This is a genomic window from Novosphingobium sp. (assembly GCF_036820275.1).
In the GTDB taxonomy this organism is placed as follows: domain Bacteria; phylum Pseudomonadota; class Alphaproteobacteria; order Sphingomonadales; family Sphingomonadaceae; genus Novosphingobium.
Genome location: NZ_DAISLT010000066.1, coordinates 1 through 21,552, shown reverse-complemented (window position 1 = coordinate 21,552; position 21,552 = coordinate 1). Strand labels below are relative to the sequence as shown.

The window sequence follows — 21,552 nt, the reverse complement described above, 5'->3', positions numbered from 1 at the left end:
TCACGAAAGCTCCTTCTCACAAATTGGAGCCTCCGGAAAACCCGGGGCGCTTCAATCAGCACTTTCGCATGAATGCGGGTGGGCGATTCGAGAGACGAACAGATAAATCCTTCGAAAGTGATCCACATGAAGCGCGCCAGCCACTTGCGGATCGAGTCTTCTTTGCGTCAGATATGATGCAATGACCGAGACAAAAAAAACGAATCGCGATAACCGGACCGAAGCATCTCCGAAAGTTGAACCGCTGGCGTCCTCGAGGTCGAAACATGCGCGAGCGCTTCGTTCGGCCGGTGCGCTGCGGGAAGCGATGTTGGCGCTGTTGCAACAGAAGCCTTTTGATCAGATCACCGTCCGTGACATCTGTGCGGAAGCGCAAGTCCATTATGCGACGTTCTTCCGCCATCACCAGACCAAGGAATCTCTCCTCGACACGATTGCCAAGGACGAGATCGCCCATCTCAATCGCCTGACTATGTCCATCCGCGATGTCGAAGACTACGAAGCGGGATTCCAAGCGCTCTGCGCCTATGTCGAGGAACACCGCGTGCTTTGGTCCATTCTTCTCAATGGCGGCGCCGGCAGCGCCATGCGCGAGGAATGGTTGAGAGTATCGATGATCGTTGCGCAGTCCGAGACCCCGCTCAACGAATGGCTGCCCCGGGAACTCGGGACGATTTGCGCGGCCACCCTGATTGCCGAAACGCTTGCCTGGTGGGTAGGTCAGCCGGAAGGAACTTACACGGTTTCGGAAATGGCCAAAATTCTGTTCCGCCTGCTTTCGACTTCGATAATGGCGCCCGACTAAGTCCGGCCCCTTACCGACAGCGGTGATCTTCAACGTCCAGGAGCCAAGCCATCGCTTTTGCTGTTCAATGGATATCAATGCCCAGCAGTCGTTCAAGGGAACCCATTACCAAAGCGGCAGGGTCGGGATTTGCTTCGGCTCTCGCGAGGATGAGCACGGGCGCCAAATGCTGCGAGGCCATGATCATGCTCAAAATGGCAAATGCAGCGAATTCGGGCTCGCCCATGTTTGTATTACGCATGTCCGTATCATGTCGTTCGCCGGCCTCTCGGATGATCGGAAGGACCGCGGCGAGATAGGGTTCCCATAAATGAAGCAGGGCATATTGCTGCCTCTCGCCGCTCTGGGACATCTCGTTCATGTAGAAACGGGACAATTCGGGTAGTTCGAAATTCATGTCTACAAGATGGCGCAAGGCCTTCCTGGCTCTGACCGGGAATGGACCGGATGTCTGGTAGCTGCGCTGCATGGCTTGAAAAGTCAGCTCGATACGCTTTGCAAGGCCGTCAACAACCGCCTTCCAAAGGCCCAGCTTCGATTTGTACCGATAGGAAATCAGCGCGGGCGCTATCTCTGCGGCAGCCGCCAGTTCGCGCAGGCCCACGGTTTCGAAGCCCCGTTTGGCAAACGCCCTCAAGGCGATATTCTCCAGATGCCTGAGGTCCGGTGTTTGGCCCTTGCGCCGCCCCGACCGTTTGCGGGACGAACTTCCAGGACCAAAATCCTCGCCCGACATCGACGTGCTCCCCGCTAACATCTGAAGTTCAAACATCCTCGTTGTGGGACATATGCTCGGCGAAAGATCGCCCCGCCCGGACTGCGATGTCTTCACGCAACGGACAGGATCATTGAACGGGTCGCAGGCTTGTATGGCCTGCGACCCTTCGCGCCGAAAGATCCTCAGCGAGAACCGACAGCCACACGGAACGTCACGCCGAACTCGCGTGGTGCGGTCACCGTCACGCCCGTGTAGCGGCTGTTGTAGACGCTTGATCCGATACCGGCGACACTGAACGTCGGCGGCGCCAGGAAGACATCCGTAACGGGTGTAAACTGCGCAAGATCGTCCTGGGTAAGCAACTTCGCCGTGTCGAACAGATTCTTGGCATAGAGCGTCACTTCCCAAGATCCCTTGGCCGAGCGCAAACCGCCGTAGAGGTTGAAGAGACCGTAGGCACCCACGTCATCAAAACGATTGCCGGGATCTGTCCGGGATTTGCCCCGCCAACTGAACAGTCCGCGCAAGTAGGCATCCATCTGGTCTCCCACGGGCTGATTGTACTCCGCCCGCAGTACGCCCGTCCACTTGGGCTGGAAAGTCGCACTTTGCCCGCCGCCGGGGCACACCGCCACACGCTCCCCACCATAGGCCTGTTGCATCTGCGCGAGCGTCGGGGTGTCGGTGTCGGCTATTCCGTCCGAACCGACGGCGCCGGTCTGGTTGTTCAGCGCATCGGTGCAGGCAAGAAGCGCATTCCCGATCGTGCTCTTCGCATAGTTGAGCGTGGCACCGAAGCTGAGCTGCGAGGTGGGACTGAAGGCCAGCTCGGCCTCCACCCCGTTCACCTTGACTGGAACCGCGCTGACGAAATTGAAGTTGCCGATAGCGGGCGCGCCCGCAGAGTTGATATTGATATAGGCGATGCCGGCACCCCCGGCGCGATAGGGATAGTTCTTGTACTTCTGATGATAGGCCGTGAGATTGAACGTCAGCTTGTGATCGAACCAGTCCGATTTCACGCCGATCTCATAGGACTTGGAACTTTCGGAAGGCAGCGAGACGTGGGCGACTTCGTTCGGCGTGTAGTTGGCATTGGTGAAATTGCCGACGGCGACGACGGGCGGCCTCCAGGAGCTGCCGGTTGCGGCGTAGATCATCAGCCCAGGCGTGAAACGATGCTTGATGCTGGCGCTGTAGATCGTGGTGTTCTCTTTCACATCGGACTGCGTGCCGTTCTGACGTCTGCACGATCCTGCTGCATAGAGTTCCGGGGTACAGCTGATGAACAGGCCATCGCGGAAATCCGTGAAGTGAATGCGCCGAAGTCCGCCCGAAAGCTCGGTCGCGTCCCCAAGATGCAAGGTCACGTTTCCGAAGAACGATTGCTCTTTCGGTGTCCCCTTGGGGAGATAGATCGGAGTATTGGTCACGCTGGGCGCAGCGATCGGAATGCCAAGCCCAGCCAGGCGCAACTGCGTAATGCTGCTGTCGTTCAGGATGGTGCGGGACGGAACGGCATATTCGAAGTATCCCACGACGTAATCGAACAGGCCTGCAACGCGGTCCAGGTTCTGGAGACGGACCTCGTGGCTCGACGTGGTTCCCCGCGTATCCGCTTCCTGTCCGATCGCGAGATCGGGGAAGAAGTTCGCCAGGTCGCGGACGCCAAAGCTATGGTAGTGCTGCGACGTCCGCGAACCGACGTAGACCAGGCGCTGTCCCAGAATATCGGCTTCTGCATTCCAGTTGTAGAACTGGAACTTCTGCGTCACGGTACTGGGCCTGGACTGGACCGAAAGATAATCGTCCAAACCGATACGGCCATAATCCGGCGCCCCCGCCGAAGGCGTATAGTCGGCGTTGTAATCGCTGACGGAGCGAACTTGATCGTAGCGCAGGGATTTGCTCTGCATGCCTTCGTAGAGGAATCCGAACCGCAGCCACTGGGTGGGTTCGAAGCGGACGGTCGCGCGAATCGCATTCGTCTCGCTGCTTGGCTTTACATCGCTGTTGATACTCGTGACGCGGTTGAGCCTGTCGAACTTGTGAAGCCCGGCGACGCGAATGCCCAGTACGTCCTCGATCACCGGGACATTCAGCGCGCCGTTCAGGTTCGCAGTTGAACCCGATCCGAAGGTCCCCGCGATGTAACCGCCGGGCTCGATCAGATCCGGGAGACGCGTGGTTGCCGTGATCGAACCGGAAGGCGTGGAGCGTCCACGCAGCGTCCCCTGCGGACCGCGCAGCACCTCGATCTGACCCACATCGTACATGGTCTGGAAAACGAAGTTCGACGGCACCGGGGCATCGTTGCGATAGTATTGGATCGTGCCGTTTTCAGCGCTGACATTGACATCGTGGTTGACGCCGCGGATCGAGGAGGACGTGCCGATACCGTTGGCGTTGGGCGTCAGCTGGAGGCCGGGAACCACGGAACTGATATCCGTGAAATTGCGGATGTTCAGCTTGTCGATCGTATCGGCCGTGACCGCGTTCACGACCAGGGGCACATCCTGAAGACTTTCATCGCGGCGACGCGCCTGGACGATGATTTCGCTGACAATCGACGCACCGTTTTCCGCCGCAGCAACGGGCGCGGGTTGCTCCGCCTGTTGGGCATATGCCGGCACCGCGATTGCCAGCAGGCTGCTTCCGGCAAGCACGAAGGCTCTTTTACTCCGCATCGAATCCCCTTCCCCTCTATATATTTTTATCTGATTTAAATGCGACACTATGTCGCATTGGCCAACCGAACTCCCCTTTTCGGACCGGCCCTTCGCCGGCGCGAATCTATCGTTCCGGAAGGGCAAGGTGGCAGCCGTGCTTCCCTTGGGAGCCATCGCCAGCCGCCACTTGCCTCATCCAGCCCGCTTACTGCCCGGGCAGTACAGCAAGGTCCCTGTCGAGAGCGTCGAGCGCGTCGTCGGTGAATTGGCCGGGTGCAAACTTCTGGATCGCGCGAAGGGTCATCGACTTCGCCATGCCGATACGCTTGTCGGTAGTGATCCCGGGAAAGTGCTTGTCGAGCACGTCCTTCGCAGCGCCGTCCTTGAGGAGGACGGCCAGCTTGGTCGACGCTGTCGAATAGCCGCTCGACGAAGCCGCGTCAGGGGCGGCATCCGGAACGGCTGCAACCCTAGCCTTCTGGATCACGGACGGCCTGGTCGACGTGAGATCGATACCTTCGGCCGGCGTCAGTTTAAGGTGGAGTTCGGCAAGTCCGCGAATGATGAAGCTCGGCTCGAAAGTGAGCTTGCGGGCGCCGCGCGGGCCATGGATGACCGGATCGAGATCGATGTCGGACGTGTACTGAAGCAGCTTTTCGAGGATGACACGCACTTCGACGCGGGCCAGCGGAGCACCTGCGCACGTGTGAGCGCTGCGTCCGAAAGCGACATGCTCCCTGATTTTGGGGCGATTGAGTTTGAACTCCTGCGGATCTTCCCAGCGCCGGGGATCGCGATTGGCCGCGGCAATCGACAGCATGATCTTCGTCCCGGCCTTGATCTCCAGATCGCCGATCCGGGTATCCTTCCGGGCGAGGCGAGCGGTCTGCTTGGTCGACCCCTCCAGACGCAGAACTTCCTCGATAAGCGCTGGGATCAGCGAAGGCTCCGCGCGAAGACGATCCTGCAAACCGGGCTGATCGACGATATAGCGCATCGCGTTGCCCAGCAGCTTCGCGCTGGTGTCCTGTCCGGCACCGAACATGAACATGCCGAGCTTGACGATGGCCATTTCATCGGGAAGCGTTCCGTCGGGATAGAGCGCATTGGCAAGTTCCGACAGAATGTCCTGTGTCGGATTTGCCCGGCGCTCGGCGACATACTGCGCGAAATAACCACCCATGATCATGAAGGGATGGTCCGCGGCGTTGAGGTCCAACTCGCCATCGAGATTTCCCGGAGGCGGAGCATCCTGGATGAGATCCATGAACTTTTGCCGATCCTCTGCCGGAATGCCCAGGAGGTCGGCAATGACGAGGGTTACAAACGGGGTTGCAATCGTGCGGACCAGTTCAACACGACCATTCGCGGCGGCATCTCGCGCAAGTTCATCCGAATAGGCCTGGATGAATTCCTCGTTGGCCTTGAGGCGCGAGGGCGTGAACAGGCGATTGACCAGCGAGCGAAGCTGGAGGTGAGCATTGTCATCCAGATTGACCAGCAGATCGCCGCCGTGGAACGCGTCCCGGTGCGCCTCGACCTGAGCGGTGATGTCGGAACCATGCGGCGTGAACGGCAGGGGAGCGGAGGCGCCCTGAAGACCGATGATTGCCGAGAAGTCTTCCGAGTTGCGCATGATTTCGAGTGTCTCCTCGAAACCCATGACCATCAGGTAGTCCTTGCCCTCGGGTTGGTAGATGGCCCCCTTGCCGCGAACGGCCTCGAAATACGCATAGGGATCCACCAAGATTTCGTGGTCGGTGAAATAGTCCCGGTCTGCCAATTCAGTCATTTATCCTGCTCCTGTTCCTTGCCGCCGCCGAAACGCGTCAAAGGGCGTTGTTCGTCTTCAGTCTTCCGGGGCGATCCTCACGCGCAGGCCATCGAGCGCATCGGTGATCTGCAACTGGCATGAAAGCCGCGACCGGTCATTGCGGTGGTCGGACGAATCGAGCAGGTCGTTTTCGTCGTCGCTCATGGGGGCAAGGGTTTCGGCGCCTTCCCCTTCTTCGACATGGACATGACAAGTCGCGCAGGAGCAGCAGCCGCCGCACAGCGCCAGCAACTCATCGAATCCCGCGTCCCGGATCACTTCCATGACGGTCTGACCGGGCCTTGCCTCCAGGGTCTTTTCCTCTCCGGACGCGCCCACAACAATGATCGATGCCACGTTTCACCCCTCTCCTGAACTCCGGGTACTTTCCGCTTTCGGCCCTGCATCCACTTGCCGGCACCTGCCTGGGCAATGGCGCTGAAAGGGTTGCCGTGAAGCGAGTCCCGATTTACGCGATACAGTGTCGCATACGTCCGTTGCTCGCCGGCCGTCAACCCTGGAGCAGGGCGTGCCCGGCTATCGAGGACGGCACTTGCCCGAAGCTTTGGTCGGCGCTTGCAACAGCCGTTCGATCCAAATCGGGACCGCCGTCAGGCTCTCCATGCCGATCGGCGATAGCTGCGGGGGAAAGAAGGGTTCCCGGACGATTTACGAGAACATCGAAGAGCATAGAGCGCTCTGAGCCGTGCTTCTCAACGACGGGGCCGGGCTGGCCTTGCGTGAAGAATGGCGCAAGACGGCAAAGGCCCTTGCGGCTCCCCGCGATCAGATCGAGACATGCCTGCCGGGGAATCTGCGAGTGATCGGATAAGTCAACTTCATCGCGGAGACGTTATCTGGGCGGCCAGATCTGCCGGATGGTGCCAATGAATTGCAGACGACTTCAATCGCCTCCTCATAAATGGTCGACCAACATCAACCACCGGCTTGACAGATTTCAGGCTGGAACATACGCGCCATTGTGTCGCACAAAAATAAGCGACATAAGGAGAAGCTAATGCGCGCCTGCAACCGGGCATGCATTCGGCAGGGCAGATGCAGAACAGGCGATCACGATGGCGACAGCAAACTTCCGGTTTGGTACCTGGTCCGTAAGGCAGGCATTGCTTCTGACGGTCGCCCTATCCGCAATCCCGGGGCTGGCCGACGAAGCCTCCCCTGCCAAAACAGGGGCTTCGATCGATCTGGAAGCGGCCTTCCAGGATCCTCCGATGGAGGCGCGGCCAAGGGTCTGGTGGCACTGGATCAACGGCAACATCACCAAGGACGGTCTGCTCAAGGATCTCAAGTGGATGAAGCGTGTCGGAATTGGCGGCGCGCAATCCTTCGACGTCAATCTCCAGAGCCCGCAGATCGTCGACCAACGACTGGTCTATATGACACCGGCCTGGAAAACCGCGTTCAAAGCCGCAGCGGGGGAAGCGGACCGGCTCGGAATCGAGCTCGCCATCGCCTCTTCTCCGGGATGGTCGGAAACGGGCGGCCCCTGGGTTCCATCCGCGGACGGCATGAAGAAACTGGTCTGGAGCGAAACCTCTGCGGAAGGCGGAAGGCCCCTGCCCCGGCTGCTCCCCGTGCCTCCTTCCGTGACCGGCCCTTTCCAGTCGATCGCCGCGAAGTCAGGCACGAATTCCACCATCAACGAACAGGCTCCGGCGGTTCCCAAGCCGTTCTACCGCGATGTCGCCGTGCTCGCATTTCCCGTCTCGGGAACGCGAGAGGCGGGGCCGAGCGCGTACTACGACGGCTTGCAACAGCAGATCGACGGCACCGCCCTGACCGACGGCGATCTTGAAACCGGCATCGACCTCGCCAAGACGCCGAAAGCGCCGACGATCCTGCAACTCGCCTACGCCCATCCCCGCACCGTGCGCGCGATCACGCTGTTCATCCCCGACGGGGCCGGCAAGTTTCTGGGCGCGAATCTCAAGGCCGCGCTCGAAGCCGAGACGGCGGTCGGTCAGTGGACCAAGGTCGTCGATGTCCCGCTGTCCCGGGTGCCGACGACGGTGGCCATGGCGCCGGTAACCGCCAGCAGATTCAGACTGACCTTGCAGGAGGTCAGCAGCCTTCCGAACATTGCCCCGCCGCCGCCCGGCGTCGACCTCTCCGCGCTTGCTGCCGGTTTTTCGGGGGGAAAGCCCTCGGCGACGATCCGGATCGCCGAACTGGTTCTCTCCGGCACCGACCGCGTGAACCGCGCCGAAGCCAAGGCCGGGTTCGACATCGTACCGGATTACTACGACCTCGATCGCGGCCTTGCCGATGCCGCGGGAATTGCTCCGGGATCGGTCCTGAACCTGACCGATCGTCTTCGCGCCGACGGGACGCTGGACTGGTCTCCTCCGCCGGGACGCTGGCAGATCCTTCGCCTGGGCTATTCGCTGGTCGGCACCATGAACCATCCGGCGCCTCTGGAGGCGACGGGACTGGAAGTGGACAAGTACGACGCGGCGGCCGTGCGGCGCTACATGGACCACTACATCGATACCTACCGCGAAACGGTAGGCCCGGCGCTGCTCGGCGGGAAAGGCATTCGCGCCATCCTGACCGACAGTATCGAGGTCGGTGCCTCCAACTGGACGCCGAACATGATCGACCAGTTCAGGCGACTGCGCGGGTACGATCCGACTCCGTGGCTTCCGGCATTGACCGGGATGATCGTCGGCTCGCGCCAGAGCAGCGACCGCTTCCTCTACGACTTCCGCCGGACATTGGCGGACCTGCTCGCAAGCGAACACTACGCCACGATTGCCGGTGCGGCGCACGAGAACGGGCTGATCGTCTACGGCGAGGCGCTGGAGGACCATCGCCCCCTGCTCGGTGACGATATGGCCATGCGCAAGTCGGCCGACGTCCCGATGGCCGCGATGTGGGCCTTCTCCCGCGCCAGTGGGCCGAAACCGACCTATCTGGCCGACATGAAGGGAGCAGCCTCGGTCGCGCACGTTTACGGCCGACGCTTCGTTGCAGCGGAATCCCTGACCTCGATGCTGTCGCCCTGGTCATTCGCCCCTGCTGATCTCAAGCGCATGATCGACCTGGAGTTCGCGACCGGTATCAATCGGCCGGTCATCCACACCTCGGTGCATGTCCCCGTGGACGATCGCAAGCCCGGACTTCGCCTGTCGATCTTCGGGCAGGACTTCAACCGCAACGAGGCCTGGGGCGAACTGGCGCGGCCGTGGGTCGATTACATCGCGCGCAATTCGCTGATGCTGCAACAGGGCCGGAACTTTGCGGACATCGCCTACTTCTATGGCGAGGAAGCTCCGTTGACGGCTTTGTTCGGAGACAAGGGCGGTCCGCAGGTTCCCGCCGGACATGCCTACGATTTCGTGAATGCCGACGCGCTTCTGGAAGCCCTGGACAACGACGGCAACGCCATCGCAAGCGTCGGCGGCGCCCGCTACCGCGTCCTGTTCCTCGGCGGCTCGTCGAACCGCATAAGCCTGCCGGTGCTCGAGAAGATCGCAAAACTCGCAGAGGGCGGCGCGACGATCGTTGGACCACGCCCCCAAAGCGACCCTGGCCTCAGCGTCGATCCCGGCCGCTATGAAGCGCTACGAAACGCCTTGTGGCCCGGCCCGCTGAGCACCCCGGTCGGGAAAGGCCAGGTGATCGCGACCGCCGATCTTGCCTCGGCGCTGACACAACTCGGCCTGGTTCCGGATTTCCGTATCACCGGCGCGCAGCCGGGCAGCGATCTGCCCTTCGTTCACCGCCAGCTCGACGACGGCGATCTCTATTTCATCTCGAACCAGAAAGACCGCACCGAAAAGTTCGACGCCGCGTTTCGCGTCGCCAGCAGGGTTCCTGAACTCTGGCATGCCGAAACCGGCCGGTTCGAGCCGGTCAGCTACGAAACGCGCGAAGGAATTACGCACGTTCCGCTGACGCTGGAGCCGGACGGGGCAGTTCATGTCGTCTTTAGAAAGGATGCCGCCGAAACCCGACGGGATGTGGTCTCGGCGCCGCTTTCGGAAGCCGCCTTGCTGGACGGTCCCTGGGATGTCGCATTCGAACTGGGACGCGGCGCCCCTGCCTCTACCCGACTTGCCGCTCTGACTGCGCTGAACGAAAATCAGGACCCGGCCATCCGCTACTTCTCGGGCGCGGCCACCTACACGAAGGAATTCGACGCGCCGCGTGGCTGGCGCAGAGGAACGCCGCTTTATCTCGACCTCGGCGAGGCCCGCGAAATAGCGGAAGTCCTGGTGAACGGTCGGCTCGCAGGCTACGCTTGGCACAAGCCCCTGCTCATCGACATCGGCAAGCAGGCGAAGGCCGGCCGGAATCGCTTGCAGATCCGTGTCGCCAACCTCTGGGTCAATCGCCTCGTCGGCGATGCGCAGACCGGCGCGGCCAAGGTGACCTGGACGGCGACTCCCACCTATCGGAAAGATGCCCCTCTGCGTCCCTCCGGCCTGATCGGCCCCGTGCGCCTGCTCCGGTGAAACCGACAACGAACATGATCTGACCTCTTTCAAAAAGACAGCAGAGGCAATCGGGAGACGGACAAGATGGCTGATTTGAAGCGAACTGCTGCAACGATCCTGCTCGGCGTGACGCTTGGCAGCGTCATGAGTGCAACGTCCGTCTTGGCGGCGCCCAGTGCGACCAGCGCCCGTTCCAATGCCGAGCGCCCTGCGATGGATCTCTCGCAAGGCTGGCGGTTCCGGTTCGGGGAAGAGCCGTCCACCGTCACCAGCCCCGCGTTCGATGACAGCACCTGGGACCGGGTTTCCGTACCGCATAGCTGGAACCGCATCGGTGCCTACGAACTGGAACGCGGCAGCGAAAGCGACAACCGACAAGGCGTCGGCTGGTACCGGCTCTGGGTTCAGGCTCCCAAGGCAAAGCAGCAGGACAGGCAGTATCTGGACTTTGCCGCGGTCGGCAAGATTGCCGAGGTCTGGGTCAATGGCCGCCACGTCGGCACGCACAAGGGCGCCTTTGCCCGTTTCCGCTTCGACGTTTCCGAGGCCTGGAAGCCGGGAGAACGCAATCTCATCGTCGTCAGCGCCGACAATTCCAAGCCCGAACCCGGCAGCAGCACGGCCGAAGTCATCCCGCTCTCCGGCGACTTCTTCGTCCACGGCGGGATCTACCGTGAAGTCTCGCTGCTGCAACTGCCCAAAGCGTCGATCGACCCGCTCGATTTCGGCGGTCCCGGGATCTACGCCCATGCCAAGGAGATCACCGATCAACGGGCAATTGTCGAGGTGCGGGCGCGCCTGCGCAACGCCGGCAGGAATGCCCGCGCTCTCACGCTGACCACGGAGATCAGGGATGCCAAGGGCAAAGTCGTCACGCGCCTCGCCCAACCCGTAACGCTCGCCGCCGGTGCTCAAGAGGAGAGCGCCCAACTCGACATCGCCCATCCCCGTCGCTGGGATGGGAGGACCGATCCCTACCTCTACACGGTCATCGCCACGTTGACGCAAGGCAAGGCCGTGCTCGACCGCGTCTCGCAGCCGCTCGGGCTGCGCACCTTCCGCTTCGACGCAAATGCCGGTTTCTCGCTCAACGGCCGCCACCTCAAGCTGCGCGGCGTATCGCGCCATCAGGATGCGCTGGGATCAGGCTGGGCGCTCACGCCCGCGCAGCACAAGCAGGACATGGCGCTGATCGAGGAGCTCGGCGCCAACACCATTCGGCAGGCCCATTACCAGCACGCGGATGCCTGGTCCGATCTCGCCGACAAGGCCGGCATGGTCGTCTGGGCCGAACTGCCTTACGTGACGACGCCCAGTCTTTCCGGGGGGCAAGGCTCGGAAGCGCTCTGGGCCAATGCGGAGCAGCAGCTTCGCGAGCAGATCCGCCAGAACTACAACCACCCCGCGATCCTCATGTGGTCGGTCGGCAACGAAGTGGATTCCGCGAAGGGTTTCGGCGTCAAGGGCAACCCGCCCAAACCGCTTGCCCTGCTCCGGCATCTCAACGCCGTCGCCAAGGAGGAAGACCCGGACCGGCCGACCACTTTCGCGGACTGCTGCGAAGGCCTGACCCTGGTCCAGACCGCAGGAGAGCGGCTTGCCGGGACCGCCGATCTCATCGGCTACAATCGATATTACGGCTGGTATTATCCCAATCCGCTTCAGGCCAGGAAGGATCTCGGCGATACGCTCGACACGTTCCACAAAGAGCATCCCGGATTGCCGCTTTCGCTGAGCGAATATGGAGCAGGCGGCGCGATCAGCCAGCACAGCGACGACACGAAGAACGGCTTCGTCAACTTCGTCGGACGCCCCCACCCCGAGGAATTCGAGGCATGGGTGCATGAGCAGAGCTGGCCCGCGATCAACAGCCGCGACTTCGTCTTCGCCAGCTGGGTCTGGGCGATGTTCGATTTTTCCAGCGACCTGCGGGACGAGGGCGACAGTGTCGACCTCAACGACAAGGGACTGGTGACGGCCGACCGCAAGGAACGCAAGGACGCCTTCTGGTTCTACAAAGTCGCCTGGAGCGACGGTCCGGCGATCCGCTTCGCCGGAAAGCGCTACGCCGATCGCGCCTATCCGGTCATGGACGTGAAAGCCTATACCAACACGCCTTCCGCATCACTGACCATCAACGGCAAGGCGATCGGCGAAGCGCCCTGCCCCGATTTCGTCTGCGAGTGGAAAGGCGTGGCGCTGCACCCAGGCGCCAATGCGGCGACTGTATCCGCGAATGTCGGCGGCAAGACCGTTCGCGACACCGCCGTCTGGAACGGGCCGAACGTCGATCGCGATGGGCTGCGCATCAATACCGGCAGTCTCGCGGGCCTTGACCTGGGTGCGCGGCACTTCGGCTCAGATACCTTCGTCACCGGCGGCAGGCCGGTCGTGCTCAATCTCGTGGGTTTTGGCGGCCGCTCGATGGCCCCCATCCGCCAGGTCGAGGCTGCCGATCCGGCCCTGTTCGACTACTGGCGCGACGGCAGTGCGTATAGCTACGACATCCCGCTGCCCGACGGGCAATGGCAGGTCACGCTGCATTTGTTCGAACCCCGCAAGGACTCCGCCCCGGAACAGGCGCTGACGGTGAGGGCGAACGGCAAGGTCGCGCTTGCAGGCTTCAACGTGCGCAAGGAAGCGGGCGCACCGCTCAGGGAAGTGGTGCGCAGCTTCCCCGTCACAATAACCGATGGCCGCCTCAAGCTCGATTTTTCGAGCGTTTCCGGCAACGCCGCGCTCGCCGGAATAGAGATCTCGCACTGATCCTGCCCCACACCGATACCATCGCAAAATATCCTGGAGAGAAAGATGTTTGACCGCCGCACATTCCTGGCATCGAGCGCCGCAGCGGCAGCCCTGTCCGCCGGGGGCGCCCGCGCCGTGGGCATCGCCACGGAAACGATCCGCGTCGATACGCGCGCAGTTACGGGCAAGCTCCCGCACGTCTGGGAAGAATCCGTCGGCTCCGACCGTGCGGCGATCACCCTGCGCGAGGAATGGCGTCAGGACATGCGCATCGGCCATGCCGAGGCCGGCTTCAAGCGCGCCCGATTCCACGGCATCTTCAACGATGAACTGGGCGTCTTCGGCAAGAGCATCCTGGAGATGCGGCGCAATGGCGGGCCGAACTGGCTCAATGTCCACCGGGTGTATGACGGCCTGCTCGATATTGGCGTCAGTCCTTACGTCGAGCTGAGCTTCATGCCCGGCAAGCTGGCTTCCGGCAAAACCCAGTTCGGCTTCTACGGCGCCAACATCACCCCTCCGAATTCCGATGCGGAGTTCGCGGGTTTCATCAAGTCCTTCACGGCGGCGATGGTCGATCGCTACGGCATCGAGACCGTGCGGACATGGCCCTTCGAAGTCTGGAACGAGCCCAATCTCTCGTTTTTCTGGACGGGGGACAAGCAGCGCTACTTCGACATGTACAAGGCGGCCGCCGTGGCCATCAAGTCGGTGGATCCACGCATTCAGGTAGGCGGGCCGGCGACCTCCAGGACGGCCTGGATCGGCGACTTCGCGCAGTGGTGCGCGGCCAACAATGCCCCCGTCGATTTCTTTGCCACCCATGTCTACGCAGGCGACGATCAGAACGAGGTATTCGGCAAGGACGCGCCGCGTCGCGGCATCAACGACGTCATTCCGGATGCTCTCGCCAATGCCCGCAGGACCATCGACTCCGGGCCGTTTTCCGGCAAGGCGCTGTGGCTTTCCGAATGGTCTTCCGACAGTCCGGCGATGATCGCCCATGTCATCGCCCAGGGCCTGGCACACTGCGCAGGAATGTCGCAATGGACCCTCAGCGGCATGTACGAGGAACTCGGCGTCGACGACTACATGCTCAAGGAAGGCTCGATGGGATGGAGCATGATGATCGACGGGATCGCCAAGCCTTCCTTCAACGCCTACCGCCTGCTGCACCGCCTTGGAACCGAGCGGCTTTCCGCCCAGGGTCCGGTCCTGGCATCACGTGGCAAGGACGGGCGCATATCCGTGCTCGTGTGGAATCTTGCCGAGGTAGATCAGCCCGGCGGCATTCCCGGCATGACCTCTGAGCGAAAGATCCGGGGCGAGGCCAAGCGCATCGTCCTGAAGCTCGACGGCATCGCCGGGCGGAAGGCCGCTGAAGTCCGCTATGTCGACTGGGAGCGCGGCTCGCCCATGCCGACCTGGCGCGCCATGGGCTCTCCGCAGTATCCTTCCCGCGATCAGGTCGTTCACCTGCGCAGGGCCTCTCAGCCCGTGGTCGAGCGCCGCCGTCTTGACGGCGACGGAACCCTCATTCTGGATCTTCCATCGGAAGGCCTCGCACTCGTCGAACTGATCTGACCGGATGCAGCCCGGTGCCACCCCCTTGGGAGATACCACCGGGCCGCAGCGCTGTCGCGGATACTTGCGCCGCTCACCAGTTCCACATGGTTCCATCGTCGAGCCGCGCGACCGGCAGGTAATCAGGCTTGTATGGATACTTGGCCGCGAGCGTCTCGCCGATGTCCACGCCGTGGCGAGGGACCTCTCCGCAGAACAATTCGCCGCTCGCGAACCGGTAGTCATGGGGGAATACCACGTCGGCCTCTTCGCTGTAACGCATATATTCCTGAATGTCGAAGTTGGGCACCCAGATATCGAAGTGAAGCGCGGTTCCGTCAACGTCACTTTACCGTTTGTAGAAAATTGGACTGACCACAAAGACAGGTGTGAGGGAGATGAAAGACATAACCAGAGCGAATGGCCCGACGGATACACAGCCGTCTGACTCCACCACGAGCGGATCGCGCCTCTATAAGCGCGTGGCTCACACTATGATCAAGGAAATGCAATCCGGCGCTTACAGCATCGGAGACCGAATGCCTGCGGAACGGGATATTGCCGTCAAGCTGGGGGTGAGCCGGCCCGTCGTGCGCGAAGCGATGCTTGCGATGGAAGTTCTCGGCCTTGTAGAAGCTAGGCTAGGCGCAGGCACATTCGTACTCCGCCTGCCCGGCGAGAACGACGAGCCGAGTTTCACCGTCAGCCCCTTCGAACTCATTGAAGCGCGCCTGCTGTTCGAAGGCGAGGCTGCAGCACTCGCGGCACAGCACATCACCGATGAGGAACTCCAGCGGCTGGAGACGCTGATCTCGGCGATGCAGCGTGAGAATGCGAAGGAAGGCGACGAAGAGGACGCCGACAAATTGTTTCATATGACCATCGCCGGCGCGAGCCGCAATGCCGCCGTGGCACGGACGATCGAGCAACTCTGGGAACTGCGCTCGAGTTCTTCTGAGTGTCGCCTCCTGCTGGAAAAGGCGAGAACCGCGAACGTAAAACCGGTAGTCGAGGAACATGCCGCAATCGTCCTCGCACTGAAATCACGCGAACCGGTCGCAGCAAGAAATGCGATGCATGCGCACCTTCGCGCGGTGCTCGACCATCTGCTGTTTGCGCTTGAAGAAGATGCTATAGCAGCGGCGCGCCAATCCATTGCCGCAACCCGAGCCCGTTATCAACACGGCGTCAAAAGGCAGTAAAGGGAGGCGTACAAGGGCCTGCACGCCCCCCCATGATTTTTCCGGAAGCTCCCGCTCCCACTATCGGACAATCAGGCGGCGATTCCCCCATCGAGAAGCAAAGTACTGCCGGTCATGAACATCGACAGGTCCGAGGCGCAGAACAGAATGGCCCGGGCAATGTCGTCGGCAACGCCCACACGGCCGAGACGGCTCGCTCCTATACCGGGGATCGGACAGTTCCTGATGGTTTCCTCGTCCCAATCCGCGATGAACATCGTCTTTTCCGTCAACGAGAAACCGGGCGCCACGCCCAGGACACGGATACCATGGCCGCCAAGCTCTATGGCAAGCTGCTTGGTCAGGCCGACGACACCATGTTTGGACGAGCAGTAGGCTGCCTGTCCCTCGGAAATGCCCCGGACCCCGGCCAGCGAGGCGACATTGACGATCACGCCGCCCTGGTTCGCGGCGATCATCCGGCGGGCAGCTTCTCTGGCCCCGACGAACGACCCGCGAAGATTGATCGCCAGGACGTTATCGAACTCTTCTTCATCCAGTTCGAGCAAGGGTGTGAAAGAGGGGATTCCCGCATTGTTCACCCATATGTCCAGCTTGCCGAACCTGCTCTCGGCGAGATCCGCAACCGAAGCGATGGAGCCGGCGTCACCGGCATCGAGCCGTGCGAACGAAACATCCGCCGAGTACTGCCGGCCCAGTTCCTCGGCTGTCGCCGCAGCGGCTTCTTCGTCGATATCGGCAACGAGAACGGCCGCGCCCGCTTCCGCAAGGCGTTTCGCCGTGGCCTTTCCAAGCCCCCAGGCGGCTCCCGTCACCACCGCGCTTCTACCCGTAAGGGAAACCAGCTCGCCTATCGAGCGGCTGGAGACGTCCGGAACTGGCATTTCATTCTCCCATTTTCATCGCGACAGCCCATTCCGCTCCGGTTGCAGCGGTGTTCCCCGCAGAGCCTGCAACCGGGAAGTGCCGATTTGTCCGCCCAATGCGAATCGCGCCTTGGCTACGCCTATCTGGAGGCTGGACACCGCGCAAGTTGTGCGCCACATTATCGCATAAAGGTCCGGAGCGCGCGTTTCGCCCGTTCGGAAACAGCAGGGTTGTTGCCGGGCAAACGGCCAAAGAAGAAATGGGAGAGTGTAGATGGAAGCCAATCGAGTCGTCGTGGTCACGGGCGGGGCATCGGGTATCGGCCTGGGCGTCGTCCGGCTGTTTGCGCGCAAGGGGCACCCCGTTGCCATGCTCGACCTACAGGATGAAGCCCTCGAGCGGGAAAGTGCCGCGCTCCAATCCGAAGGCGCGCGGGTACTGGCACGCCGGGTCGACGTATCCGATCGGGACGATGTGGAAACGGCCTATTCCGCGATCCGATCGGAGCTGGGGCCCATTGCCATCGTCGTGGCCAACGCCGGCATTTCCGAGGGCGTTCGATTCCTCGACGTGGATCAGCCGACCTGGCAGCGCATGATCGACATCAACCTGACCGGCGTTTTCCACACGGTTCAGGCCGCCCTGCCCGACATGGTCGCGGCGAAGTGGGGGCGCGTCATCACCATTTCCTCGCATGCCGCGCAATCCGGCGCGTCGGATCGCGCCCACTACTCGGCGGCGAAAGGCGGGGTGATCGGCCTGACCCGCGCCCTCGCTCGAGAGTTCGCTGCCGACGGCATCACCGTCAACACGATCCCGCCCTCGGTCGTGGCAACGCCGATGGCCGAGCAAGGCGTCGCGGCCGGCACGTTCCCGCCGCTGGACGTGATCGCCCAGCACATCCCGATCCCCCGCCCCGGCACGCCGGAAGATATCGCCGCGGCCTGCGAATACCTGGCATCGGATGGGGCGAGCTACGTCACCGGACAAGTCCTGGCCGTGAACGGCGGCATGTTCATCGGCTGAACCGCGTTTCCTGGCAGGCGCACCGTCCCGCCCGCGGGACGGTGCCATTCGCCGATCACCATCGAAGTCCTGGAGCAGAAGCGATGACGAAGCCATCCGGTGCGGAGAAACTGCGCGTTGTCCAATGGGCCACCGGCACCGTTGGAGCAGCGGCCTTGCGGGCAGTCCTTTCACACCCCGATTTGGAATTGGTCGGGGTCAAAGTCTATTCGCCTGCAAAAGTGGGCAAGGATGCCGGCGAGCTTTGCGGTATCGGGCATACCGGCATCAAGGCCGTGCGCGACCTCGCCGAGATCGTGGCGTTGAAACCGGATTGCGTGCTCTACATGCCGGAGCAGACCGATTACGACGATGTCTGCGCTCTTCTGGAAAACGGCATCAACATTTCCTCGACGCGCGCCGAGTTCTTCCATCCCGGAAGCATGGCCCCTGACGTACGCGCAAGAATCGAGGCCGCCTGTTCCAGAGGCCGCAGTTCGCTCCACAGTTCAGGGAGCAGTCCAGGTTTCATAACCGAAGCGCTTCCACTGGTTCTCCTTTCCGTTGCAAGGCGGCTAGATCTTCTCACCATCGACGAATTTGCCAATTGCATCGATGGCTGCTCAGAGGAAATGTTGCTCGGGACCATGGGTTTTGGCGAAAGCCCGGAAAAATTCGCGGAACGCCCGTTCTATGAACGGGATGAAGTCTTCAATCATTCGTTGCACGCACTTGCAGAGGCTCTGGGCATCGAGATCGAGAGATTCGAGGTGGCAAGCGAGGTCGCCCTCGCCACAGCCCCCGTCAAACTCCACGAAACCGTCATTCCCGCCGGTACGGTTGCCGGGCAAAGAATGGTCACGACCGGATATCGGGGAGGAAAGCCGGTGATGCGCTTTCGCTGTAACTGGTTCGTGACGGAACAGCTTCAACCGGCATGGGACCTTCGCGCCGACGGCTGGCGCGTCACCGTGGAAGGCGACACGCCCTTCGATATCAGCATAGGCTTCCCCATTCCCCCCGAGGAACGACAAGCGACTTTGCCCAATCTGACCGCGCACCGCCCCGTAAACATGGTTCGATCGCTTTGCGCGGCTCCCCCGGGAATCCGGACGACCGCAGAACTTCCGTTAAGCGTTACCAGACTGGCATAAAGCCTGGCGGTCGCAACCGCGATGGCGCGCATCCATGGCATCCAAATCACCGACATTCATGCAGTACACCTCAGGTCTTCAAGTCCCTCAGGTCAGCCTGCAACGGTCTGAATCAGGATAGATCCTTAAATGGCAACTTATCTGAAAATACGCCTTCAAGAACGACTGGGCGCAACGGCCCGGATTTCGATTGCGGTTGCAAGCCTGGGCGCAAGCATCGTTGCGGGCGCGGCCGCACCGACGACGAATGCCCCCAAGCCCCCTCCCAAACCTGAAAATGTCGTCGTCTCATCGTTGCCGCTCCCTCCCACGGCTCCCTCGGAGGCCCCAGGTGCCTGCACCAGGATCGTCAATCCGAAAGGCACTGGATGCATGACGGCTGCTGATGATGGCATCGTCGAAGGGCCGGCATATCTGGGCGATGCCAAACATGTATTGCTGACCGTCCAGTTCGCAGGGGCCCCTGCCGCACCCGCCCCGGGCAGCGTCTATGATGGTCCGCAGGTCATCGTCATCAAGACCGACGGCACGAACTTTGCCAATGGCGATGGGTGGAAATGCATCACCTGCGGTGTCCCGAAGGACGCCCGCGCCGATGCCAATCCAGCCTCTACCAATGAGCATGGGCGGCGTGTCCCCGAGAATGCAACCTGGTTGAGTCTGGATCATCCCCAGGCATTCCCGGGCGATACCCGGATGATCGCTGGCACGAACGTCGTCGATTGCGGCCCCTACAGGCTGGTCGACGACAAGTGCACGCCCGAGCGCATTCGGATCTATCCGATCCGCTGGAACACCACAGCCGATGGTTCCGGTCCTGGAGGATCGATGCGCGAGCTGCGCCTGAACCCGGATGGCGAGCATCTGATGTGGAGCCATATGATCGCTACCGGCCCCGATATCGATCAGCATGGTCTGGTCGGCAGGCTGGTGTTCAACCCGTCACCGCGCAGCGGCACACCCTTGGCTCCGCGCTATGAACTGGAGGACGCCTGGGTCCTCACCAATGCGACGAACCCGGAATTCGCGCCGTTCCGCGAAGACCCGAAATCGCCGGGCCGCCTGATACGCAATCCCGTTAAGGGCGCGATCGGCGAAGCCCGGGGCTGGACGCGGGACGGCAGAAACGCCGTGGGTATGGGCATTCCCGAGTCCGGGAATGTCGACATGTTCATCACCGACCTCGTGTCCGGAGATTCGCACCGATTGACCAGCGCCCCCGGCTACGCCGACCCGATCCTCATGTCGCCGGACGATACGTGGTTCGTGGTGCTGGATAACCGCACCACCGATCGCCACATGTATTACGGCGCAATGCAGGGCGTTCCGCCGCTTACGGACGAACTGACGCGGATGGTGATGCTGAGCGCACGATACGGATATCGTAACAGTATGCGGCGGTTTTTTCAGCCGATTCTGCTAGATCGGGATGGCGACCGCGCCACATATTCCGGCCAACAGCTGAACGCCGGAGACGGCGCTCCGGGGAGTGCGAGCGATCCGAACTGGAACGCAAGAGCCGACCCGGCATGGTCGCCCGATGGAACGAGCGTCGTGTATTGGCAGGCCCTGGTGAACGCGCCGGATTGCGGCGGCGTCAATCCCCTGCCCTGCCCCGTTTCTACCGAGCCGGGGCAAAGAAAATCCCGACTGATGATGGCAAGGCTTAAGGACCGTGTTCCATTGCCGCTCGCAGGTAAAGTGGCAGTGCAACCGATCACGGTGCCGTGGGGGACCCGCTACCGACCAGGCGATCCGATGCCCAGGCGATATCCGTCCGTTCCCGCCGGAAAGTTCACGATGGCAGGACAGAAGGGCGGTGAAGCGCGAGTCGAGGTTCGGAAGGACGTAAACGGCCGCGTATCCTACGTGGCGACACGCTATACGAACTACACGGACGACGGCAAACACACTATCAACGGCACGGAAAGCGCCGAACTGGTGAAATCGGCTGGTGCTCCCCGCATCGTCTGGCATTCGGACCTTCGCTCCAGCGGAAGCCATTCGATCACGAAGAAGACTTCCGAGCCCGGCGGCTTCGTACTGAGCCCACTCGGGCAGCCGCTCGAAGGAAATCTGGTGACGACACAGGACGGCAAAGTCTACAGCCCGCCCCAGCCCGGGACCTGAGAAGTTCGAGGCGGCGCCGACAGTGCGGGCTGTCGGCGCCGTCCTTCATGGGGCTCGGATCGTCCCGGCACCGCACGACAGATCTTGCAGCCTCAGGTCGGCATCTCGATGCAGGACGGGATTGATCCAGACTTTCAGCAAGTTGGGTGAGTCAGCTTCAGCCCAGGCTGGTATAAGGCCTTGAGCAGGCGCGGTGGCATCGCCGCTCTGATACCCCCGGGGAATCCACGGAACAGTCCCCCGCAGCTCCTCACGCCGCTCGTCATCATGAGGCAGGGCACGCCTTGCGATCTGTCGCCGCCCAGGCAAGCGCCGTCTCCAGCAAGGTGACGTACTCGCCCTGGCTATAGGTCTCGGGCCGACGACCGATCGCGGAATAGAACATCCGTCCTTTTCCGATGCAGTTCGTCCACGCCAG

14 protein-coding genes and 1 pseudogene are annotated in these 21,552 nt (G+C 61.9%); 9 read left to right on the top strand and 6 right to left on the bottom strand.

The window, feature by feature from the left end:
* Positions 1-185, top strand: a 185-nt coding sequence (locus V7066_RS27655) for a hypothetical protein (protein WP_334186139.1), incomplete at its 5' end; no start/stop codon positions are given.
* Positions 182-805, top strand: coding sequence for a TetR/AcrR family transcriptional regulator (locus tag V7066_RS27650; RefSeq protein ID WP_334186138.1), 624 nt, complete (start codon positions 182-184; stop codon positions 803-805). The genes V7066_RS27655 and V7066_RS27650, both read left to right, overlap by 4 nt.
* A 64-nt stretch (positions 806-869) precedes the next feature.
* Here V7066_RS27650 and V7066_RS27645 read toward each other — a convergent pair whose 3' ends face one another.
* The 4 genes from V7066_RS27645 to V7066_RS27630 form a co-directional block, all read right to left on the bottom strand.
* Positions 870-1,541 carry a TetR family transcriptional regulator gene (locus V7066_RS27645; RefSeq protein WP_334186137.1) on the bottom strand — a complete coding sequence of 224 codons (672 nt, stop codon included), beginning with the start codon at positions 1,539-1,541 and terminating at the stop codon, positions 870-872.
* Positions 1,542-1,705: 164 nt separating this feature from the next.
* Positions 1,706-4,210 (bottom strand): TonB-dependent receptor, encoded by a 2,505-nt coding sequence (locus V7066_RS27640; RefSeq protein ID WP_334186136.1) that lies wholly within the window; start codon positions 4,208-4,210, stop codon positions 1,706-1,708.
* Positions 4,211-4,397: 187 nt separating this feature from the next.
* Positions 4,398-5,984, bottom strand: a complete 1,587-nt coding sequence (locus V7066_RS27635) for a cytochrome P450 (protein ID WP_334186135.1) — start codon at positions 5,982-5,984, stop codon at positions 4,398-4,400.
* A 57-nt stretch (positions 5,985-6,041) separates the two neighbouring features.
* Positions 6,042-6,362: a 2Fe-2S iron-sulfur cluster-binding protein gene (locus V7066_RS27630; protein WP_334186134.1), complete on the bottom strand. Its 321-nt coding sequence runs from the start codon at positions 6,360-6,362 to the stop codon at positions 6,042-6,044.
* Between the two features lie 719 nt (positions 6,363-7,081).
* Between V7066_RS27630 and V7066_RS27625 the strand changes: the two genes are divergently transcribed.
* From V7066_RS27625 to V7066_RS27615, 3 genes are all read left to right on the top strand, one after another.
* Positions 7,082-10,483: a glycosyl hydrolase gene (locus V7066_RS27625; RefSeq protein WP_334186133.1), complete on the top strand. Its 3,402-nt coding sequence runs from the start codon at positions 7,082-7,084 to the stop codon at positions 10,481-10,483.
* Between the two features lie 66 nt (positions 10,484-10,549).
* Positions 10,550-13,231 (top strand): glycoside hydrolase family 2 TIM barrel-domain containing protein, encoded by a 2,682-nt coding sequence (locus V7066_RS27620; RefSeq protein WP_334186132.1) that lies wholly within the window; start codon positions 10,550-10,552, stop codon positions 13,229-13,231.
* A gap of 45 nt (positions 13,232-13,276) precedes the next feature.
* Complete coding sequence (locus V7066_RS27615) at positions 13,277-14,797, top strand: GH39 family glycosyl hydrolase (RefSeq protein WP_334186131.1); 1,521 nt, start codon at positions 13,277-13,279, stop codon at positions 14,795-14,797.
* A gap of 73 nt (positions 14,798-14,870) precedes the next feature.
* Here the strand turns inward: V7066_RS27615 and V7066_RS27610 are convergent.
* A pseudogene (locus V7066_RS27610) lies at positions 14,871-15,113 on the bottom strand (bifunctional D-altronate/D-mannonate dehydratase); the annotation flags it as partial.
* A 61-nt stretch (positions 15,114-15,174) separates the two neighbouring features.
* Between V7066_RS27610 and V7066_RS27605 the strand changes: the two are divergent.
* Positions 15,175-15,978 (top strand): FadR/GntR family transcriptional regulator, encoded by an 804-nt coding sequence (locus tag V7066_RS27605; protein WP_442947389.1) that lies wholly within the window; start codon positions 15,175-15,177, stop codon positions 15,976-15,978.
* Between the two features lie 71 nt (positions 15,979-16,049).
* Here the strand turns inward: V7066_RS27605 and V7066_RS27600 are convergent, their stop codons facing one another.
* A complete protein-coding gene (locus V7066_RS27600; protein WP_334186130.1) occupies positions 16,050-16,862 on the bottom strand; it encodes an SDR family NAD(P)-dependent oxidoreductase in 813 nt (270 codons plus the stop codon).
* A 256-nt stretch (positions 16,863-17,118) separates the two neighbouring features.
* On the opposite strand from V7066_RS27600, the gene V7066_RS27595 reads away from it, so the two are divergent.
* The 3 genes from V7066_RS27595 to V7066_RS27585 all read left to right on the top strand — a co-directional run bounded on the left by V7066_RS27595 (position 17,119) and on the right by V7066_RS27585 (position 21,134).
* Positions 17,119-17,871: an SDR family NAD(P)-dependent oxidoreductase gene (locus V7066_RS27595; RefSeq protein ID WP_334186129.1), complete on the top strand. Its 753-nt coding sequence runs from the start codon at positions 17,119-17,121 to the stop codon at positions 17,869-17,871.
* A gap of 83 nt (positions 17,872-17,954) precedes the next feature.
* Entirely contained in the window at positions 17,955-19,004 is a 1,050-nt protein-coding gene (locus V7066_RS27590) for an NAD(P)H-dependent amine dehydrogenase family protein (protein WP_334186128.1), read from the top strand.
* 129 nt (positions 19,005-19,133) lie between these two features.
* Positions 19,134-21,134 (top strand): TolB family protein, encoded by a 2,001-nt coding sequence (locus tag V7066_RS27585; protein WP_334186127.1) that lies wholly within the window; start codon positions 19,134-19,136, stop codon positions 21,132-21,134.
* The last annotated feature ends 418 nt before the right edge of the window (positions 21,135-21,552 follow it).

What these genes read in the sequence shown, in the direction of transcription:
- V7066_RS27600 (WP_334186130.1), bottom strand. Translation starts at nt 16,862, where the DNA reads ATGCCAGTTCCGGACGTCTCCAGCCGCTCGATAGGCGAGCTGGTTTCC.
- V7066_RS27645 (WP_334186137.1), bottom strand. Translation starts at nt 1,541, where the DNA reads ATGTCGGGCGAGGATTTTGGTCCTGGAAGTTCGTCCCGCAAACGGTCG.
- V7066_RS27625 (WP_334186133.1), top strand. Translation starts at nt 7,082, where the DNA reads ATGGCGACAGCAAACTTCCGGTTTGGTACCTGGTCCGTAAGGCAGGCA.
- V7066_RS27650 (WP_334186138.1), top strand. Translation starts at nt 182, where the DNA reads ATGACCGAGACAAAAAAAACGAATCGCGATAACCGGACCGAAGCATCT.
- V7066_RS27620 (WP_334186132.1), top strand. Translation starts at nt 10,550, where the DNA reads ATGGCTGATTTGAAGCGAACTGCTGCAACGATCCTGCTCGGCGTGACG.
- V7066_RS27590 (WP_334186128.1), top strand. Translation starts at nt 17,955, where the DNA reads ATGACGAAGCCATCCGGTGCGGAGAAACTGCGCGTTGTCCAATGGGCC.
- V7066_RS27640 (WP_334186136.1), bottom strand. Translation starts at nt 4,210, where the DNA reads ATGCGGAGTAAAAGAGCCTTCGTGCTTGCCGGAAGCAGCCTGCTGGCA.
- V7066_RS27635 (WP_334186135.1), bottom strand. Translation starts at nt 5,984, where the DNA reads ATGACTGAATTGGCAGACCGGGACTATTTCACCGACCACGAAATCTTG.
- V7066_RS27605 (WP_442947389.1), top strand. Translation starts at nt 15,175, where the DNA reads ATGAAAGACATAACCAGAGCGAATGGCCCGACGGATACACAGCCGTCT.
- V7066_RS27585 (WP_334186127.1), top strand. Translation starts at nt 19,134, where the DNA reads ATGGCAACTTATCTGAAAATACGCCTTCAAGAACGACTGGGCGCAACG.
- V7066_RS27595 (WP_334186129.1), top strand. Translation starts at nt 17,119, where the DNA reads ATGGAAGCCAATCGAGTCGTCGTGGTCACGGGCGGGGCATCGGGTATC.
- V7066_RS27615 (WP_334186131.1), top strand. Translation starts at nt 13,277, where the DNA reads ATGTTTGACCGCCGCACATTCCTGGCATCGAGCGCCGCAGCGGCAGCC.